Raw genomic sequence first — 16,054 nt, forward strand, 5'->3', positions numbered from 1 at the left:
GCGTGAATAGTCAGCTTGGCCCTTACCCCGATTTAGCTTTTGTTGATATTGAAACTACAGGGTCTCATTTCGACCGCGATCGCATTACTGAAATTGGTATTAAAACCCTAGCAAGTAATGAGCTTTACGTATGGGAAAGGTTAATTGATCCACAAACTTATATCCCGCAAAATATTCAAAGACTAACCGGTATATCGCCAGCAATGGTGCAAGGTCAGCCTTGCTTTTCTGAGCTTGCAGAGGATTTAAAAAAAGAGCTTGAGGGAAAAATATTTGTTGCTCACAATGCTCGCTTTGATTATGGCTTTATCAAGGCCTCTTTTAAGAGGATTGGCATTGACTTTAAACCTAAAGTTTTATGCACCGTAAAGCTCTCTCGATTGCTGTTCCCAGATCAGCCACGCCATAATCTCGATACTATTATTAGTGCGCATGGACTGAAAGTCAGTGCCAGGCATCGCGCCCTAGGGGATGCCGACTTATTGCTTCAATTTTGGCGTTTGTGTGAGTCAAAGTTTGGGCAAGCTAAATTAAATGAAGCGATCAACCAACTCATTGGTAATGCTAGCCTTCCCCCAAACATAGATCAGAATTTAATCGACTCTATACCCGATGGTCCTGGTTGTTATATCTTTTATGGAGATAACAAAATCCCTCTATACATCGGTAAAAGTATTTCTTTACGCAGTAGGGTGATGGGGCACTTCCAGGGCGCTTTAACACAGCGTAAAGAAATGAAGCTGTCTTTACAGATTCGCGATATTGATTGGATCGAAACCAGCGGAGAGTTAGGTGCATTAATTCTTGAGTCGAGATTGATAAAAGAGCGCATGCCTTCTATGAATATTAAGCTGCGTAGATCCAAGGATCTTTGTGCTTGGAGCTTGGAAGAGGATGCTACTGGTGTTCTGGCGCCTTCTTTGGTGACTCATCATCATTTAGAGCCTGGGTTGCAAGATAATTTATACGGTTTGTTTTATAGCAAACGAGAGGCGCACGCTTATTTAAAGGCAATTGCTAAAAAATACCATTTATGTGAAGCATTGCTTGGTCTAGAGAAGCGTATTGAGGGTAAATCTTGCTTTGGCTATCAAGTAAAGCAATGTAGCGGGACCTGTATTAATCTTGCATCTACTACGTTGCATAACTTACAACTAAAAACGGCTTTGGAACTTTTTAAGGTTCAGGTGTGGCCATATTCAGGAGCTATCGCAATTAAAGAGGGTGGTGAGATGATCGTGATTGATAAATGGTGTTATCTAGGTACTGCCATTAATCAGGATGAACTTTATGAGTTGGCGCAGTCGGGTGATGCAGAATTTGATCTTGATATCTATAAGATTGTTAAAAAAGCCCTCTCAGGCTCCTATAAGAATCAAGTCATTCCGATTGGGATGGAATAAATGACATCTGTCTTTTATTGGTTTAGAAATGATCTTCGCCTAAAAGATAACCCAGCGTTTTTGCAAGCGTGCAAGTCTGCGGATCATCTGCTACCAGTCTATGTTCATCAGCCCAGCTTAGAGCAAGATACTGCATGGGGATTTCCGAGAATAGGTGAGCATCGTCAGGCATTTTTAGAGCAGTCTCTTCAGGAACTCCGCAGCCAATTACGAGACTTGGGATCGGACTTATATGAGGTGGCTGGTGATGTCGTGGATGTGTTTGAGACATTAAAAGCCCAGACTCAAGCAGATCTTATTTATTGTGAGCAAATTCAGGCGCCTGAAGAGTTGGAGCAAGTGGCGTTATTAAGCAGTGCTGGTTTTAAGGTAAATCCAGTATGGCAGTCCAGTATGTTGGATGTTCAATCTTTACCATTTCCATTGGAAGGGATGCCGGATGTCTTTACCCAATTTCGTCAGCAAGTAGAAAAGAAGGGCTTAAGATTTGCTTCTCCCGTAGATGCCCCCAAGATCATCCCACCACTGCCTGCCATCGAGATGCCCTCCATCCAAGCATTGGACGCAATTCATTTATCTAGTACTAGCAAGTTTCAAGGTGGGGTGCAGAGTGCTCAAACCCATATTGAGCAATATTTTGAGCGACGCCTCCCTGATACCTACAAACAAACTCGTAATGAGTTGATTGGTATGGATTACTCCAGCAAATTCTCTCCATGGCTAGCGCAGGGTTGTCGCTCTGCAGGATCCATTGCAAAGCAACTGTCAGATTATGAAATTTGCTATGGAGCAAACGATGGGACCTACTGGCTTTGGTTTGAATTGCTTTGGAGAGACTACTTCCGGTTTCTACACTTTAAGTATGGCAAAAGGCTCTATCACTCCAAAGGCTTAAGTAAGGTGCCTAGCAATCAGTTTGATAGTGAAAATTTCTTCAAATGGTCATCTGGTAATACCGGGCAATCGCTGATAGATGCCGGTATGCGTGAATTGAAAAAAACGGGATATTTATCCAATCGTATGCGACAAATTGTGGCAAGTTATTGGATTTATGACATGAAGGGTGATTGGCAAGCAGGTGCTGCTTGGTTTGAATATCAATTGGTTGACTACGATGTTTATAGCAATCAGGGTAATTGGCTTTATATTGCTGGCAAAGGCACTGACCCAAGAGGGGGTCGGCCTTTTAATGTGGCTAAACAAACCCAAGACCATGATCTGAATGGCATATATCGCCAAATTTGGCTCGCATAGTCATTAAGACATGCTGTAGATAGACGTTGGGATGGATAATGATGATCACATCATTTTTAGTGCTAGTTTGGAACCATCCTCATGGAAATTAAGGTCAACTTTCTCGATAAGCTTCGTCTAGAGGCAAAGTTCGATGACTTTACTATTATTGCTGACCAGCCGATCCGCTACAAGGGTGATGGATCTGCCCCAGGACCATTTGATTATTTCTTGGCTTCATCAGCTTTGTGTGCAGCTTACTTTGTGAAGCTGTACTGTGATGCTCGCAACATTTCTACCGAGAATATCCGCCTCTCACAAAATAATATTGTTGATCCAGAAAATCGTTATCAGCAGATTTTCAAAATTCAAGTTGAGTTACCAGAGGATATTTCTGCAACGGATCGCCAGGGCATCTTGCGCTCAATTGAACGATGTACAGTGAAGAAGGTAGTTCAAGCTGGTCCAGAGTTTGTTATTGAAGAAGTCAAAAACTTAGATGCCGATGCGCAGACCTTGCTAAGCCTTAAGCCAGTCTCTGATGCCAGTACTTATATTGCGGGAAAAGACCTGCCGCTAGAGCAAACCATTGCCAACATGTCCGGTCTATTGGCCAATCTGGGAATTAAGATCGAAATCGCCTCATGGCGTAATCTCATTCCGAATGTTTGGTCATTACATATTCGTGATGCGCACTCCCCGATGTGCTTTACCAATGGCAAAGGCGCCACTAAAGAAAGTGCTTTAGCTTCTGCGCTTGGTGAGTACATCGAGCGACTTAGCAACAACCATTTTTATGCTGGAGCATTCTGGGGTGAGGATATTGCCAATGCAGAGTTTGTACATTATCCAAACGAGCGTTGGTTTAAGTCGGGTAAAAAAGATGCATTGCCGACAGAAATTTTGGATGAATACTGTCTCAATATTTACAACCCTGATGGAGAGCTTAAGGCTTCACATCTAGTAGATACTAATTCTGGAAATGTCGAGCGCGGCATCTGTTCATTGCCATATGTACGTCAGTCTGATAGTAAGACAGTGTATTTTCCATCCAACCTCATTGAAAATTTATTCGTTAGTAATGGTATGAGTGCTGGCAATACCTTGGCCGAAGCTCAGGTCCAGTGTTTATCGGAGATTTTCGAGCGAGCAGTGAAAAGAGAAATTCTGGAGGGTGAAATTGCATTGCCTGATGTACCGCAGGAGGTACTCGCAAAGTACCCGGGTATTTTGGCTGGCATTCAGAGTCTAGAAGAGCAAGGTTTCCCGGTATTGGTGAAGGATGCATCGCTCGGCGGTATTTATCCAGTCATGTGCGTTACCTTGATGAATCGACGCACAGGCGGTGTCTTTGCCTCTTTTGGTGCCCATCCAAGTTTTGAAGTTGCGCTAGAAAGAAGTCTGACTGAGTTATTACAGGGCCGTAGCTTAGAGGGTCTAAATGATTTGCCCCCACCTACCTTTGCCAGTGAAGCAGTGACAGAGCCTAATAACTTTGTAGAGCACTTCATTGATTCCAGCGGTATTGTCTCCTGGCGGTTTTTCAGTGCGAAATCAGATTATGAATTCGTGGAGTGGGATTTTTCTGGTGACGGTGAAAATTCCAATGCCCAGGAAGCGGAAACTTTATTTGGCATTCTGAAAGACATTGGCAAAGAGGCCTATGTGGCTGTCTATGATCAGTTGGGCGCAACTGCATGTCGTATCTTGGTGCCTGGCTATTCTGAAATCTATCCGATTGAAGATCTGATTTGGGATAACACCAATAAGGCGTTGCTATTCCGTAAAGATATTTTGAATTTATCCCAGCTTGATGATGCTAGCTTGGCTGCACTCTTGGACCGCTTAGAAAATAACGAGCTAGATGAGTACGGGGACATCGCCACACTCATTGGTATTGAATTTGATGAGAATACCGTTTGGGGTCAACTCACGGTGCTTGAATTGAAGTTGCTGATTCAATTGGCATTAAAGCGATTTGCAGAGGCGCATGAACTGGTAGGCGCTTTTCTGCAGTTCAACGACAATACAGTAGAGCGTAAATTGTTTTATCAGGCTTTAGATGTCGCCCTTGAGGTTTTGCTTGATGATGAGTTAGAGATGTCAGACTTTGAGGTCAACTTCCGCCGTATGTTTGGTGATGCTAGGATGGATGCAGTCCTGGGATCAATCGCTGGAAGTGTTCGCTTCTTTGGTTTAACACCAACAAGCATGAAGTTAGAAGGCCTAGATAGGCACCATCGTCTAATCGATAGTTACAGAAAATTACACAAGGCGCGAGCTGACAGCCTTAGATAGAATCAAAGGATATTAATGAAATCATTAACTCCAGCCCAAGCTATTACATCTCGCATGTCCGTGCGGGCATTTACCAATGAAGTTGTCTCAAAAGAGGTCATCCTCAAGTTGCTCGATATCTCTGCGCGAGCTCCCTCAGGTACGAATACTCAACCCTGGAAAGCATATGTTGTTGAAGGCAATGCACTTAAGGAATTATGTGAAAAAGTGTGCGCTGCTTATGACAGCATTGCACTCAATCCTGAGTTAGCAAAAGAATATCAACCAGCATATGACTATTACCCAACTAAATGGTTTAGTCCCTATATCGATAGGCGCCGTGAAAATGGTTGGGGCTTGTATGGCTTATTGGGAATTACTAAAGGCGATAAAGAGAAGATGCATGCACAGCATCGAAAAAACTTTCAGGCCTTTGGGGCACCGGTATCTATATTTTTCACGCTCGATAAAAAGCTTGGTCGAGGTTCTATGCTCGACTACGGAATGTTCTTGCAGAATATGATGGTTGCCGCAAGAGGTGAGGGCTTAGATACTTGCCCGCAAGCCGCTTGGAATGATTTCGCAAAGATCATCCTGCCGGCTATTGGTGCCAAAGAGAATGAGATGCTTGTGTGCGGTATGGCACTAGGGTATGCCGATAAAAGCGAGATTGTGAACAGCTTTCATACCTCCAGAGTGAGTGCAGAGGAATTTACTACCTGGGTAAAGTGATGACCCCAAAATTGCTTTTGCTATTGATTTTTGGAAGTTTATATCTAGTAACCCTAAAAACTATATAGGAAAAATAGAATCTAATTAACCAATAAACCCCATTTAAACGCTTGAAATGGGGTTTTAGGAAATATATGTTGCTTTGCAACAAAAATATCTTGCTTTTAGAAAATGGGACTCTTAAAATGGTGCATTGCAATAAAAAACCCTCATTTACTTAAAGTTAGGATAAATCATGTTTCAAACTCAATTAAACGACCAACTCGTTTCTGCACAAGCTAAAGCTATCGAAACTGCTAAACATTTGGCACAAGTTGCTGTTGAAAGCGCTCAAGAATTAGCTGAAATCAATCAAGCTGCTGCTAAAGATGCTTTGGCTGCTGCTCAAGATTCAAGCTCACAATTGTTAGCAATCAAGGATCCACAGCAATTGGCTAAATTAGCTCAGCCAGAAGCTGCTCAAGAAGCTGTTAAATATGCTGCTGCTTACCAAGCTAAAGTTAACCAAGTAGTTCGTAACGGCAACAAAGAAGTCGCTCAAGTAGTTGATGCTTCTATTGATGATGCACGCGCGGATTTGGTTAAGTTTGTTAAAGAAGCTACTAAGACAGCCCCTGCTGGTTCAGAGGCTTATGTTTCTGCATTCAAAACTGCATTTGAGTCTTCACTCCAACAGTTTGATCAAGTTCGCGCAAATGCAACTGACGCATTTGCTAACTTTGAGAAGAGTGTTGATGCTGCTTTGGCAAACATTCAAGGTCAATACGCTGTTGCTAAGCCAGCTGCTAAAAGCCGCAAAGCTGCTTAATTAACTGATTAGTTAATTAGCTGTTAAAAAAGCCACCTTCGGGTGGCTTTTACTTTTTCTGCACTTCTATTTCTTATTCAATCCAGGTAATAAAGTCTTCCTTAGGCTTTCTAACCTTTTTCAAGTTGACTAGCCAGTCCTCATCAGCCTTCCTGTATCCAAGCGGCATCATTACAACGCTGCGCAAACCTTTGGCTTTAAGGCTAAGGATTTCATCAAGAGCCGTAGCATCAAATCCTTCCATGGGCGTAGAGTCTACTTGCTCATAAGCGGAGGCAATGAGTGCTGTACCAAGCCCAATATAAGCTTGCTTTGCGGCGTGCGTGAAATTGGTTTCAGCATCTCTTGCGGTGTAACCACTTAGTAGCTTTTGACGATAGATATCACCAGATTCACTTTTGAAGTTGCGTAGCTTCTCAGTCATATCAAAAGCATGATTGATGCGATCGGCCGTATAGGTATCCCAAGCTGCAAAAACAAGTAAGTGAGAAGAGTCGACTACTTGTGATTGGTCCCATGCGATTGCTTTAATTCTCTCTCGAATAGCTTTATTAGTGATCACTAGTACTTCATAGGGCTGCAAGCCACTGGAGCTGGCAGTTAAACGAATAGCTTCAAGTATTTGCTCCACCTTCTCTAGGGGCACAGCTTTTGTAGGGTCCATTTTCTTGGTTGCATAGCGCCACTGCAGTTTGTCAATTAAGCTCATTCTGATTTCCTTGGATTTAATAAAGCAATAGATAATTAAGTGTAATTTATAACGGGATATCACGCTAAACGGGTTAATATGAGCTCGTTCAATCTATGAAGATAACAATATGAATCAAATTGAAATTATTCGAGATGTCAGCGATGTGATGGATGCGCTAGGGGTAGCGGTGGTATCTATTGGCGTTTTATGGGGCCTCTTCTGTTTTGCTAGGGGCTTAGTGACGCAGACTGCGGATATTGCCTATAAAACCTTTCGCATACAAATTGTGCGCTCTCTTATTCTGGGCCTCGAAGTCTTAGTAGCGGGAGATGTCATTCGTACGGTAGCTATTAGCCCAACCTTGACTAGTGTGGCCGTTTTGGGCGCCATTGTATTGATTCGTTGCTTCTTAAGCTGGTCTCTGACTTTAGAGATCGATGGCCGCTGGCCATGGCAAGCGCCTAGGTCTGCTCAATCAGAATAAATGCCATTTATCTTTGTAAAAAATAGGGAGCCTTTTGGCTCCCTATTGCTTTACTGCTGATTGCTGATGCTGGTTGCTTATTGTTTATTGCTTAGGCTGCAACAGCTTCTTGTGGTTCGGTAACAGAAGAACGAATCAAGTAGTCAAATGCCCCAAGTGAAGCTTTGGCACCTTCGCCCATAGCAATAATGATTTGCTTGTATGGAACTGTAGTGCAGTCACCTGCTGCAAAAACGCCTGGTAAGGAGGTTTCACCTTTTGCATCAACGATAACTTCGCCATGCTTTGATAAATCAATGCTGCCTTTGAGCCAATCTGTATTTGGCAGCAATCCAATTTGCACAAAGATGCCTTCAAGATTGATGGTGCGCTCAGTATCGTTAGTGCGGTCTTGATAGCGCAAGCCGCTAACCTTGCCATCTGCACCCAAAACTTCTTTGGTGAGTGCACTCATAATGACAGTCACATTAGGCATGCTAGCCATCTTCTTTTGCAAAATTGCATCGGCACGCAACTTGCTATCAAATTCAATCAAGGTAACGTGGCTAACGATGCCAGCTAAATCAATAGCAGCCTCAACCCCAGAATTACCTCCACCAATAACAGCAACACGCTTGCCTTTGAATAAAGGGCCGTCACAGTGAGGGCAATAGGCAACGCCCTTGCCACGGTATTCTTGTTCGCCAGGAACATTCATTTCTCTCCAGCGAGCACCGGTACTGATAATCACAGACTTGCTAGCAAGGACTGCGCCATTGGCTAGTTCGACTTCAATACCATTGTCTGTTTTGCGCAATGCATTGGCACGCTGCAAGTTCATGATGTCTACTTCATAGCTTTTCACATGCTGCTCAAGTGCTTGGACCAATTTAGGACCTTCAGTTTCTTTTACCGAAATGAAGTTTTCAATACCCATGGTATCCATTACTTGACCGCCGAATTTCTCAGCAACAATGCCAGTGCGAATTCCTTTACGTGCAGCATAAATCGCAGCAGCTGCACCAGCAGGGCCACCACCAATCACTAATACGTCAAATGGATCTTTAGCAGTAAGCTTTGCAGCCTCTTCCTTAGGGCTGGATGTATCCAGTTTGGCAACAATTTCCTCGACGCTCATGCGACCCTGGCCAAATGCTTCGCCATTCAAGATCACGGTTGGTACGGCCATGATTTGGTGTTGATCGACGAGACCCTGGTAAAGGGCGCCATCAATCATTTCATGGGTGACGTTTGGATTGAGGGCAGCCATTAAGTTCAAAGCCTGCACAACATCCGGGCAGTTATGGCATGACAAGGAGATAAATGTCTGGAAGCTGAGTTTTGTATCTAACTTGGTAATGCGGTCAATCACCTCTTGCTCAACTTTTGCTGGGTAGCCACTCGCTTGCAAGATGGCCAAGATAAAAGAAGTCATCTCATGACCCATTGGTAAACCGGCAAATGTAATGCGTGCTTCTTGATCTACCTTGCTGACAGTAAAGCTTGGCTTGTGTTCAGCTTTGCCGTCTGTTTTGACGGTAATCTTATCGGACTGCTCAGCCACTTCATTTAAGAGCTCGAGCATTTGCTGGGAGCTATCGCTTCCGTCTACGCTAGCCACTAAAACGATTGGGCTAACAATCTTTTCAAAATATACCTTTAACTGGGATTTGATATTGGTATCGAGCATGATGATTTCCTTGGGTATTTTTTAGGTGAGTCTATTGGGCAGGATCTTGTCCTCTCCAATAGACTCTCTTAAAGAGAGTCTATGGATTAGCTATTTAACTGAGCAACTTAGATCTTGCCTACGAGATCCAAAGATGGAGTCAAAGTTGCAGCGCCTTCTTTCCACTTAGCTGGGCATACTTCGCCTGGGTGTGCTGCTGTGTACTGAGCGGCCTTCAACTTACGCAATGTTTCAGAAATATCGCGAGCAATTTCATTTGAATGAATCTCTGCTGTCTTGATGATGCCTTCTGGGTTGATGATGAATGTGCCGCGCAATGCTAAGCCTGCTTCAGGAATATGAACGCCAAATGCATTTGTCAAAGTATGTGTTGGGTCGCCAACGAGTGGGAACTTTGCTTTACCAACAGCAGGAGAAGTCTCGTGCCAAACTTTGTGTGAGAAATGAGTATCGGTTGTTACGATGTAAACCTCAGCACCCATTTTTTGGAATTCAGCATAGTTCTCAGCTGCATCTTCAATTTCTGTAGGGCAGTTAAAAGTAAATGCTGCTGGCATGAAAATCAAAACTGACCAATGACCCTTGAGGGTTTCATCAGTAACAGTTACGAACTTACCGTTGTGGAAAGCTTCGGTTTTGAATGGTTGAACTGCGGTATTAATAATGGACATACTGTGCTCCTAGTGTTGGTTAATCAATTTCTTTAGTAACTACTGCAACTGGTTGAATTTTGAACCTCAGTTGTTTATTTGTCTAATGAATAAATTTGATATTTATGATCGAATTAATAGATAAAGAGATCAAGGGGTGCCATTGGGGGTGAAAAAGGCCTTAATTGCCCTAAATAAGGCAATTTTTGAGTTTTTTGTAGGATTTTGAAAGGTTTGCATTAGCCTATAGGCTATAGTTACTGCTTATTATTTGAATTACTTTACTTTTACCCCTCTACGGAGAACAAACATGAAATTAATGAAACAGGGATTTATAGCGCTATCGATTGCTGCAATTGCTCTTTTGAGCGCTTGTGTAACCGAAAATAAATACAACCAATTGGATCAGGCTTATACCCAGCTTCAACAGGCTTACCAAGGTGACGAAGTAGAAATTCGTCAGTTGCAAGGTGAATTACGCATTACGATTCGCGACAAAATTTTGTTCCCAGAGGGCGGCTATCGCTTAAATACAAAAGCGGAGCAAGTATTGGCAAAAATGGCTCCAACATTATCTGGTTTCAAAAATACCAAGGTAGTTGTTCGTGGCTATACAGACAACCTCGGAATTGGTGCTGAGTTGCGTAGAGAAGGTATTACAACCAATCTCGATCTTTCTTCTAAGCGTGCTGATAACGTTGTTGACTATCTTATTCGCAAGGGCGTAAGTCAGAATTTGATTTCAGCACAAGGTATGGGTGAAAGCAATCCAGTTGCTTCAAATGACACTCCAGAAGGCCGTGCTCAGAATCGTCGTATTGAAGTTACCTTGGTTGGTCCAGGTAATTAATTCATAGCCCATTTAAAGGATAGAGAATGAAACATTTATTAAAACTTTGTGCAGCAGCTATTGTTGCCATGACATTGGCAGCTTGCAGCACGCCTGATATCAAAACATCCTCAGCGGATTTTGTAAAAGTAACTAACGGTATTTTGACAAGCAGTTATGGCAAGACTGTTTATACCTTTGATAAAGACCAGGCTGGTTCAGGTAAATCTGAATGCGTATCTACCTGTGCCACTAATTGGCCCCCAGTCTATGTAGAGCCAGGCATCATGCTCTCTGGAGATTTTTCTACTATCACTCGTAACGATGGCCAAAAGCAGTTGACATACAAAGGCAAGCCACTGTACTTCTTCGCAAAGGATAAAAATCCTGGCGATAAGACCGGTGATAACGTCAATAATGTGTGGCACGTTGTAACGCAGTAATCCATTGCTAATGAAGTGAAGATGAAACCACCTACGGGTGGTTTCTTTTCGTGAAGAGCCTTGGTTCGAACAATTGAAAAATCATGAAGCCATTTGATGCATCGGGAACCAATGTGAGAAGTCAATTCTTGTTCATTGGAATGGCATTCTTGCTATTGACCCTGGTGGGTTGCGCTAGTAGACCAATCAATCCTCCTATGGATAAGATCGATTTAGAAACGGGTTATCGAGGCTTGAGCCATACCCGTGGTCAGGACGAAAATAATAAGCTGCCGGAGAATTTGGTTGTTTTGGCGTTTTCTGGCGGTGGGACTAGAGCTGCTGCCTTTTCTTATGGCGTACTAGAAGCGTTGCGCGAGATGGAGTTGCAGGAATCTAGCGGTAAAAAGGTTCGCGCGCTTGATCAAGTCAATTTAATTACTGGCGTATCTGGTGGCAGCTTTACCGCACTCTCCTATGGTTTGTATGGGGAAAAGCTCTTTGATTTTTATGATGCGGATTTTCTAAAACGGGATGTTCAAGGGGAGATCATCGCTCGAGCGGCCAACCCTTTTAATTGGACTCGTTTAAGTTCAACAGCTTGGGGCCGATCAGAATTGGCTGCTGAGCTCTATGATGAAATTCTATTTCATGGCGCTACCTATGCGGATCTCAAGAAAAATAATGGGCCATATATATTGGCGTCTGGCACCGATATCTCATCTGGTGGAGGCTTTACTTTTGATCAGTCGTTCTTTGACTACCTTTGCTCTGACTTGCTTGGTGTCCCGTTATCGCGCGCAGCGGCATCCTCCTCAGCAGTTCCATTTGTTTTATCGTCTGTGACTTATAACAATTACGCCGGACGATGCAAGTTCATCGAACCCGATTATCTAGAACGTTTTGAGAATTCCGCTAATGCACCCAGGCCTGCCGCTCGTCTCATTAAAGAGATGAATGATCTCAAGCTGTATCACGACCAAAAAGATAATCCTTATATTCATGTGGTCGATGGAGGGGTTGCAGACAATTTAGCAATGCGTCAAATGTTGAATTTTTTGGAGGGGTTAGAGGCAATGCACCTCTCTGGAAAGGCAACCCAGTTTGATAACGTGAAACGTATCATCGTTGTCGTAGTCAATGCTTTATCTTCACCAAAAACTACTTGGAACGAATCGGTTGATGGGCCTGGTGCTATTGAGTTGCTGGTTAAGGCAGCGGGGGTACCAATCGATCATTACTCTTACGAAGAGGTGGAGACTTTAAAGGATACTCAAGCCCGCTGGAATAGTATGCGCACTTTACGAGACTCTCCATTATTTAAGTCCAATAAAAATCCAGAGTTGGCAAAAATTGTAAATACCCCGAATATAGATTTGTATGCAGTGAATGTGGCTTTCAATATGCTGGAAGATAAGGCAGAATTCGAGTACCTTAATAACCTACCAACCTCATTTGCTCTGCCGCCTGAAGCGGTTGATCGCTTGAGGGCTGCAGCTAAGAAGATTATTTTTGACTCACCAGAGGTCAAAAAAGCGATGACGAGTTATGGTTCAAAAATCATTAATAAATAAAGAAATAGATAAATAAATAGATAGATAGGTAGATTGTTATTTGGTATGAGATATTTTTTATTACTTCTTTTTAGTTTTTTTATTTCAGCAGCCCATGCTGAAGATTTATTGGTGCCCATCTCGAAGTTTGACAATGACTCTCAACAATTGACAGACAGTAAAGTGCTGGAGTTTTGGGCTTATCACAATTATGACGGTAGTGATAACTATCAAAATACTTTGCGCTTGCGTTATTACAATCCTTTAGCAATAGGCGACTGGCGTGGTCGTTTCCGGCTGGACACTGCGTACACATCAAATTACAACTCTATTTCGTCAGCCAATAATTCAGGCCAGTACAGTGCCGGCAACACGATGATTACCGTCTGGGGTCAAGACCTCACTGTTTTAAAACCATTGGGAGCGCTCATAGGTGGTCGAGTGATTTTTCCATTTGGTAACAATGGCCAGTGGGCGGTTGGCCCTCAATTGGGGTGGTCCTTTCAGCCGAATATAGATACCTTATTGCACGTGACTGATTTTTCACCTTTGTTGCGCTATATGTATGGCTTTGATTCTAAAAATAACAGCCTTAGCGTGAATCCGAGTCAGCCAGCATTGGCTAGAAATCTTCAGATATTTCCAACAGTGGGTTTTCAGCTATCCCCAAATACAATGCTGCGCTTTTGGGATGAAAACGGCATGGTCTACAACTCTGCTGGAGGGGGATGGTTTGTGCCTATCGATGCGATGGTGACCCATCGTCTTGATAAGAATTGGGTTGTTGCGGTAGGGGCTAGTAAGCAGCTAGTGCAAACCTTCAGCCAATACGATTGGTCAACCTACGCCAAGATATCATTCAATTTCTAATAACCTTTTTATATTCTAGTGTTGTGCAATTTCCACAAGATCATGTAGGAAATTGTAAGAATGACAAAAGTTACGGCTATTCTGCTTAATTGAGCCCTGTTAAGGGCATAATTTGGGGTTATCTGATCTGAATTGATCCTAAATCTATGATTTCAACCGATACGCTCGAGCTTGTTTACCAAAATGCAATTCCGCAGACTGCATTTGGCCTTGCCATCATGAGTTTGGTACTCATCTTTGACGGCATTGGATTCATTGGCACGATGCTCTTTTTTAAAACGAATATTGGATCAAGCTCCTATCCCTCTATGCTGAAGGCAATATTTTTCTTTGTGCTTTGCATTCAAATGCTGGCGCTCACACAATTGGCTTCAATGTGTATCTGGGCTGGGGCGCTCCTAATTCTTGGAATTTGCCCAAATTGGTTGACGGCATTGCGCTTAAGTGCCAGTAGCTACACTACTCTCGGAAATTTCACCTATACCTTGCCTGGTGGATGGCATTTGGTTCCATCTTTTATAGCATTCTCAGGTTTATTTTCTTTTGCCTGGGCATCGTCCTCTACGATTACGATGGTGGGCATCTTAAATAAGTATTTAGACACTTCCAAGAATTCAATTCCCAAATCTAACTTTTAATTCACCCAACATTAATGACACTCTTATGAAACAGAAAATCCTTTCTTCTTTGCTTTTAGCTTTCGCCTCATTGACTTGTGCAAATGTGGCCTATGCGGATGAGAATCTATCGCCAATTCCTCAAGTCTCCAATGAGTGGCGCTTTGAGGTGACCCCATATGTATGGGTGCCAGCAGTAACTGCTAGCACTTTCTTTAAAGATCAATATATTGATACTGCTCAACTGACACAAACAAATTTAGTTAGCAATTTAAAATCCGGCGGCATGATTGCTGCTGAGGCTCACTATGGAAGCTGGGGTATTTTTGGCGATATCGTTTCTGCAACCATACAAAAAACGGGTGGAGCTAACGTTACGCTTGCTACCAGATATGGCCCCACTCCTACACAAATTGCTGATAAGGCTACCCTTCAACATAATCAAATTACTGGTGGGGTTTCTTACACAGTATTTAATAATCAAAATGCTTATGTTGATGGCTTAATTGGTGTGCGCTATATCTCCGGAACAACTACGATTTCATTGAAGGCGTCTGCTGGTGGCCTTTCACAAAGTATTGTTGATTACTCAGCAGCCTCTATCACGGATCCTGTTGTTGGTTTTAAAGGCCGCTACCGTATTGCTGATTCTACTTGGTATGTTCCATTCTATGGTGATATAGGAAGCGGTGGAGGAAGTAACAACATGACTTGGCAGGGAATTCTTGGGGTAGGCAAGACCTTTGAAAAATGGATTGATGCATCACTTGCTTATCGTTACGTTTACTACGATTTGAAAAATGGTAATGGAACTGAAAAAGCTACTTTCAAGGGTCCTCAGTTAGCCGTTACCTTTAAGTTTTAAGTTAAAAGTCCTAATTTTGAATCCTCAATCCTTTAAAGATATTTTATGAACCTTATTTCAAAAATTGCAGCTATTGCCGTTGCTACTTCGATTTCTTTCTCTGCCTCTGCACAAGAAATTCCTGCTCGTGTTGGAACTGTTGCGGTTGAAAATTCTGGAGTATTAGCGACTACTAAGCCAGCAGTAGATAGGGTAGATATCGCTAAAAAATTGGCAAACCCAATCGCCAATATGATCTCAGTGCCATTTCAGTATGAATTCAGTCGTGGTCTAGGTAAAAACTAAGGCGGCTCTGAACAAACTCTCTTGTTCCAGCCGGTAGCCCCATTCAACTTGGGTGGTGGAGATGTATTTATTGTTCGTCCAATCGTAGCTGGCGTTCGTGAAACTAGTATTCAAGGTCCTACTGGACAGGCTTATTCTGGCTACGGTATTGCTAGCGTCACTCTAGAGTCTTTCTATGCCCCTAATACCAACTCATCCTGGATTTGGGGTATTGGTCCATATGCACAATCTCCATCTGGTAATAGCGGTAAGTTTGGTTCACAGCAAACCGGTGCAGGTGTGACTGCTGTAGTGCTGAATCGTGATGGTCCATGGACATACGGCGCTCTTGCTTACCAGTCATGGAATATGGGCGGTAATCCTACTTATGGCACGCAAAATAATTTGTATGGACAACCTTTTGTTACTTACACTACCAAAGAAGCCTGGTCATTTGCCGCAAATATGGAGGCATCGTATAACTATGATGCGCACCGCACTTCTAACCCGCTGTATGTAGGTGCTTCTAAGTTGATGGTTATTGATGGCGTACCGTTCTCCTTTGGCGCAGGTCCGATCTATTATCTGAGCAATACTCCAGGTGGCCCATCTGGTTGGGGTGCTCGTGCAACAGCAACCTTGGTTATCTTGAATTAATTCGCAGTAGAAGTACTAACTTATAAGAGA

Annotated in this window: 17 protein-coding genes; 14 read left to right on the forward strand and 3 right to left on the reverse strand. The window is 43.0% G+C overall.

Going from position 1 to position 16,054, the window contains the following annotated elements; all coding sequences use genetic code 11:
- Positions 1–2 precede the first annotated feature (2 nt).
- The 5 genes from ICN36_RS05900 to ICN36_RS05920 all read left to right on the forward strand — a co-directional run bounded on the left by ICN36_RS05900 (position 3) and on the right by ICN36_RS05920 (position 6,453).
- On the forward strand, positions 3–1,403 hold the full coding sequence (locus ICN36_RS05900; RefSeq protein WP_216227441.1) for an exonuclease domain-containing protein: 1,401 nt from the start codon (positions 3–5) through the stop codon (positions 1,401–1,403).
- Positions 1,404–2,657, forward strand: a complete 1,254-nt coding sequence (locus ICN36_RS05905) for a DASH family cryptochrome (protein ID WP_216227442.1) — start codon at positions 1,404–1,406, stop codon at positions 2,655–2,657.
- A gap of 81 nt (positions 2,658–2,738) precedes the next feature.
- Complete coding sequence (locus ICN36_RS05910) at positions 2,739–4,934, forward strand: OsmC domain/YcaO domain-containing protein (RefSeq protein WP_216227443.1); 2,196 nt, start codon at positions 2,739–2,741, stop codon at positions 4,932–4,934.
- Positions 4,935–4,949: 15 nt separating this feature from the next.
- Positions 4,950–5,645, forward strand: coding sequence for a nitroreductase (locus ICN36_RS05915; protein ID WP_216227444.1), 696 nt, complete (start codon positions 4,950–4,952; stop codon positions 5,643–5,645).
- A gap of 235 nt (positions 5,646–5,880) precedes the next feature.
- Positions 5,881–6,453 carry a phasin family protein gene (locus ICN36_RS05920; RefSeq protein WP_216227445.1) on the forward strand — a complete coding sequence of 191 codons (573 nt, stop codon included), beginning with the start codon at positions 5,881–5,883 and terminating at the stop codon, positions 6,451–6,453.
- Positions 6,454–6,526: 73 nt separating this feature from the next.
- Here the strand turns inward: ICN36_RS05920 and ICN36_RS05925 are convergent, their stop codons facing one another.
- A complete protein-coding gene (locus tag ICN36_RS05925) occupies positions 6,527–7,162 on the reverse strand; it encodes an NAD(P)H-dependent oxidoreductase (protein WP_216227446.1) in 636 nt (211 codons plus the stop codon).
- 109 nt (positions 7,163–7,271) lie between these two features.
- On the opposite strand from ICN36_RS05925, the gene ICN36_RS05930 reads away from it, so the two are divergent.
- Positions 7,272–7,628 carry a DUF1622 domain-containing protein gene (locus ICN36_RS05930; protein ID WP_216227447.1) on the forward strand — a complete coding sequence of 119 codons (357 nt, stop codon included), beginning with the start codon at positions 7,272–7,274 and terminating at the stop codon, positions 7,626–7,628.
- 91 nt (positions 7,629–7,719) lie between these two features.
- Here ICN36_RS05930 and ahpF read toward each other — a convergent pair whose 3' ends face one another.
- Positions 7,720–9,297 carry an alkyl hydroperoxide reductase subunit F gene (gene ahpF / locus ICN36_RS05935; protein WP_216227448.1) on the reverse strand — a complete coding sequence of 526 codons (1,578 nt, stop codon included), beginning with the start codon at positions 9,295–9,297 and terminating at the stop codon, positions 7,720–7,722.
- 107 nt (positions 9,298–9,404) lie between these two features.
- Complete coding sequence (gene ahpC / locus ICN36_RS05940) at positions 9,405–9,968, reverse strand: alkyl hydroperoxide reductase subunit C (protein WP_215391466.1); 564 nt, start codon at positions 9,966–9,968, stop codon at positions 9,405–9,407.
- Between the two features lie 289 nt (positions 9,969–10,257).
- Between ahpC and ICN36_RS05945 the strand changes: the two genes are divergently transcribed.
- The 8 genes from ICN36_RS05945 (at position 10,258) to ICN36_RS05980 (ending at position 16,024) form a co-directional block, all read left to right on the forward strand.
- Entirely contained in the window at positions 10,258–10,797 is a 540-nt protein-coding gene (locus ICN36_RS05945) for an OmpA family protein (protein ID WP_304609464.1), read from the forward strand.
- Positions 10,798–10,823: 26 nt separating this feature from the next.
- On the forward strand, positions 10,824–11,219 hold the full coding sequence (locus tag ICN36_RS05950) for a hypothetical protein (RefSeq protein ID WP_216154217.1): 396 nt from the start codon (positions 10,824–10,826) through the stop codon (positions 11,217–11,219).
- Positions 11,220–11,302: 83 nt separating this feature from the next.
- Positions 11,303–12,772: a patatin-like phospholipase family protein gene (locus tag ICN36_RS05955; protein ID WP_216227449.1), complete on the forward strand. Its 1,470-nt coding sequence runs from the start codon at positions 11,303–11,305 to the stop codon at positions 12,770–12,772.
- A gap of 45 nt (positions 12,773–12,817) precedes the next feature.
- The gene (locus ICN36_RS05960; protein ID WP_255531259.1) at positions 12,818–13,621 is read left to right on the forward strand and encodes a hypothetical protein; all 804 of its coding nucleotides are present in this window, start codon (positions 12,818–12,820) and stop codon (positions 13,619–13,621) included.
- Between the two features lie 146 nt (positions 13,622–13,767).
- A complete protein-coding gene (locus ICN36_RS05965) occupies positions 13,768–14,259 on the forward strand; it encodes a hypothetical protein (protein ID WP_216227450.1) in 492 nt (163 codons plus the stop codon).
- Between the two features lie 25 nt (positions 14,260–14,284).
- Positions 14,285–15,103: a hypothetical protein gene (locus ICN36_RS05970; RefSeq protein WP_216154214.1), complete on the forward strand. Its 819-nt coding sequence runs from the start codon at positions 14,285–14,287 to the stop codon at positions 15,101–15,103.
- 45 nt (positions 15,104–15,148) lie between these two features.
- Positions 15,149–15,388, forward strand: coding sequence for a hypothetical protein (locus ICN36_RS05975; RefSeq protein WP_216227451.1), 240 nt, complete (start codon positions 15,149–15,151; stop codon positions 15,386–15,388).
- A 21-nt stretch (positions 15,389–15,409) separates the two neighbouring features.
- On the forward strand, positions 15,410–16,024 hold the full coding sequence (locus ICN36_RS05980) for a hypothetical protein (RefSeq protein WP_216227452.1): 615 nt from the start codon (positions 15,410–15,412) through the stop codon (positions 16,022–16,024).
- Positions 16,025–16,054 lie beyond the last annotated feature (30 nt).

The organism is Polynucleobacter sp. UK-Gri1-W3, from assembly GCF_018881595.1.
GTDB lineage: Bacteria > Pseudomonadota > Gammaproteobacteria > Burkholderiales > Burkholderiaceae > Polynucleobacter.

What these genes read in the sequence shown, in the direction of transcription:
- ICN36_RS05910 (WP_216227443.1), top strand. Translation starts at nt 2,739, where the DNA reads ATGGAAATTAAGGTCAACTTTCTCGATAAGCTTCGTCTAGAGGCAAAG.
- ICN36_RS05960 (WP_255531259.1), top strand. Translation starts at nt 12,818, where the DNA reads ATGAGATATTTTTTATTACTTCTTTTTAGTTTTTTTATTTCAGCAGCC.
- ICN36_RS05975 (WP_216227451.1), top strand. Translation starts at nt 15,149, where the DNA reads ATGAACCTTATTTCAAAAATTGCAGCTATTGCCGTTGCTACTTCGATT.
- ICN36_RS05925 (WP_216227446.1), bottom strand. Translation starts at nt 7,162, where the DNA reads ATGAGCTTAATTGACAAACTGCAGTGGCGCTATGCAACCAAGAAAATG.
- ICN36_RS05945 (WP_304609464.1), top strand. Translation starts at nt 10,258, where the DNA reads ATGAAATTAATGAAACAGGGATTTATAGCGCTATCGATTGCTGCAATT.
- ICN36_RS05965 (WP_216227450.1), top strand. Translation starts at nt 13,768, where the DNA reads ATGATTTCAACCGATACGCTCGAGCTTGTTTACCAAAATGCAATTCCG.
- ICN36_RS05920 (WP_216227445.1), top strand. Translation starts at nt 5,881, where the DNA reads ATGTTTCAAACTCAATTAAACGACCAACTCGTTTCTGCACAAGCTAAA.
- ICN36_RS05930 (WP_216227447.1), top strand. Translation starts at nt 7,272, where the DNA reads ATGAATCAAATTGAAATTATTCGAGATGTCAGCGATGTGATGGATGCG.
- ICN36_RS05955 (WP_216227449.1), top strand. Translation starts at nt 11,303, where the DNA reads ATGAAGCCATTTGATGCATCGGGAACCAATGTGAGAAGTCAATTCTTG.
- ICN36_RS05950 (WP_216154217.1), top strand. Translation starts at nt 10,824, where the DNA reads ATGAAACATTTATTAAAACTTTGTGCAGCAGCTATTGTTGCCATGACA.
- ICN36_RS05970 (WP_216154214.1), top strand. Translation starts at nt 14,285, where the DNA reads ATGAAACAGAAAATCCTTTCTTCTTTGCTTTTAGCTTTCGCCTCATTG.
- ahpC (WP_215391466.1), bottom strand. Translation starts at nt 9,968, where the DNA reads ATGTCCATTATTAATACCGCAGTTCAACCATTCAAAACCGAAGCTTTC.
- ICN36_RS05915 (WP_216227444.1), top strand. Translation starts at nt 4,950, where the DNA reads ATGAAATCATTAACTCCAGCCCAAGCTATTACATCTCGCATGTCCGTG.
- ahpF (WP_216227448.1), bottom strand. Translation starts at nt 9,297, where the DNA reads ATGCTCGATACCAATATCAAATCCCAGTTAAAGGTATATTTTGAAAAG.
- ICN36_RS05905 (WP_216227442.1), top strand. Translation starts at nt 1,404, where the DNA reads ATGACATCTGTCTTTTATTGGTTTAGAAATGATCTTCGCCTAAAAGAT.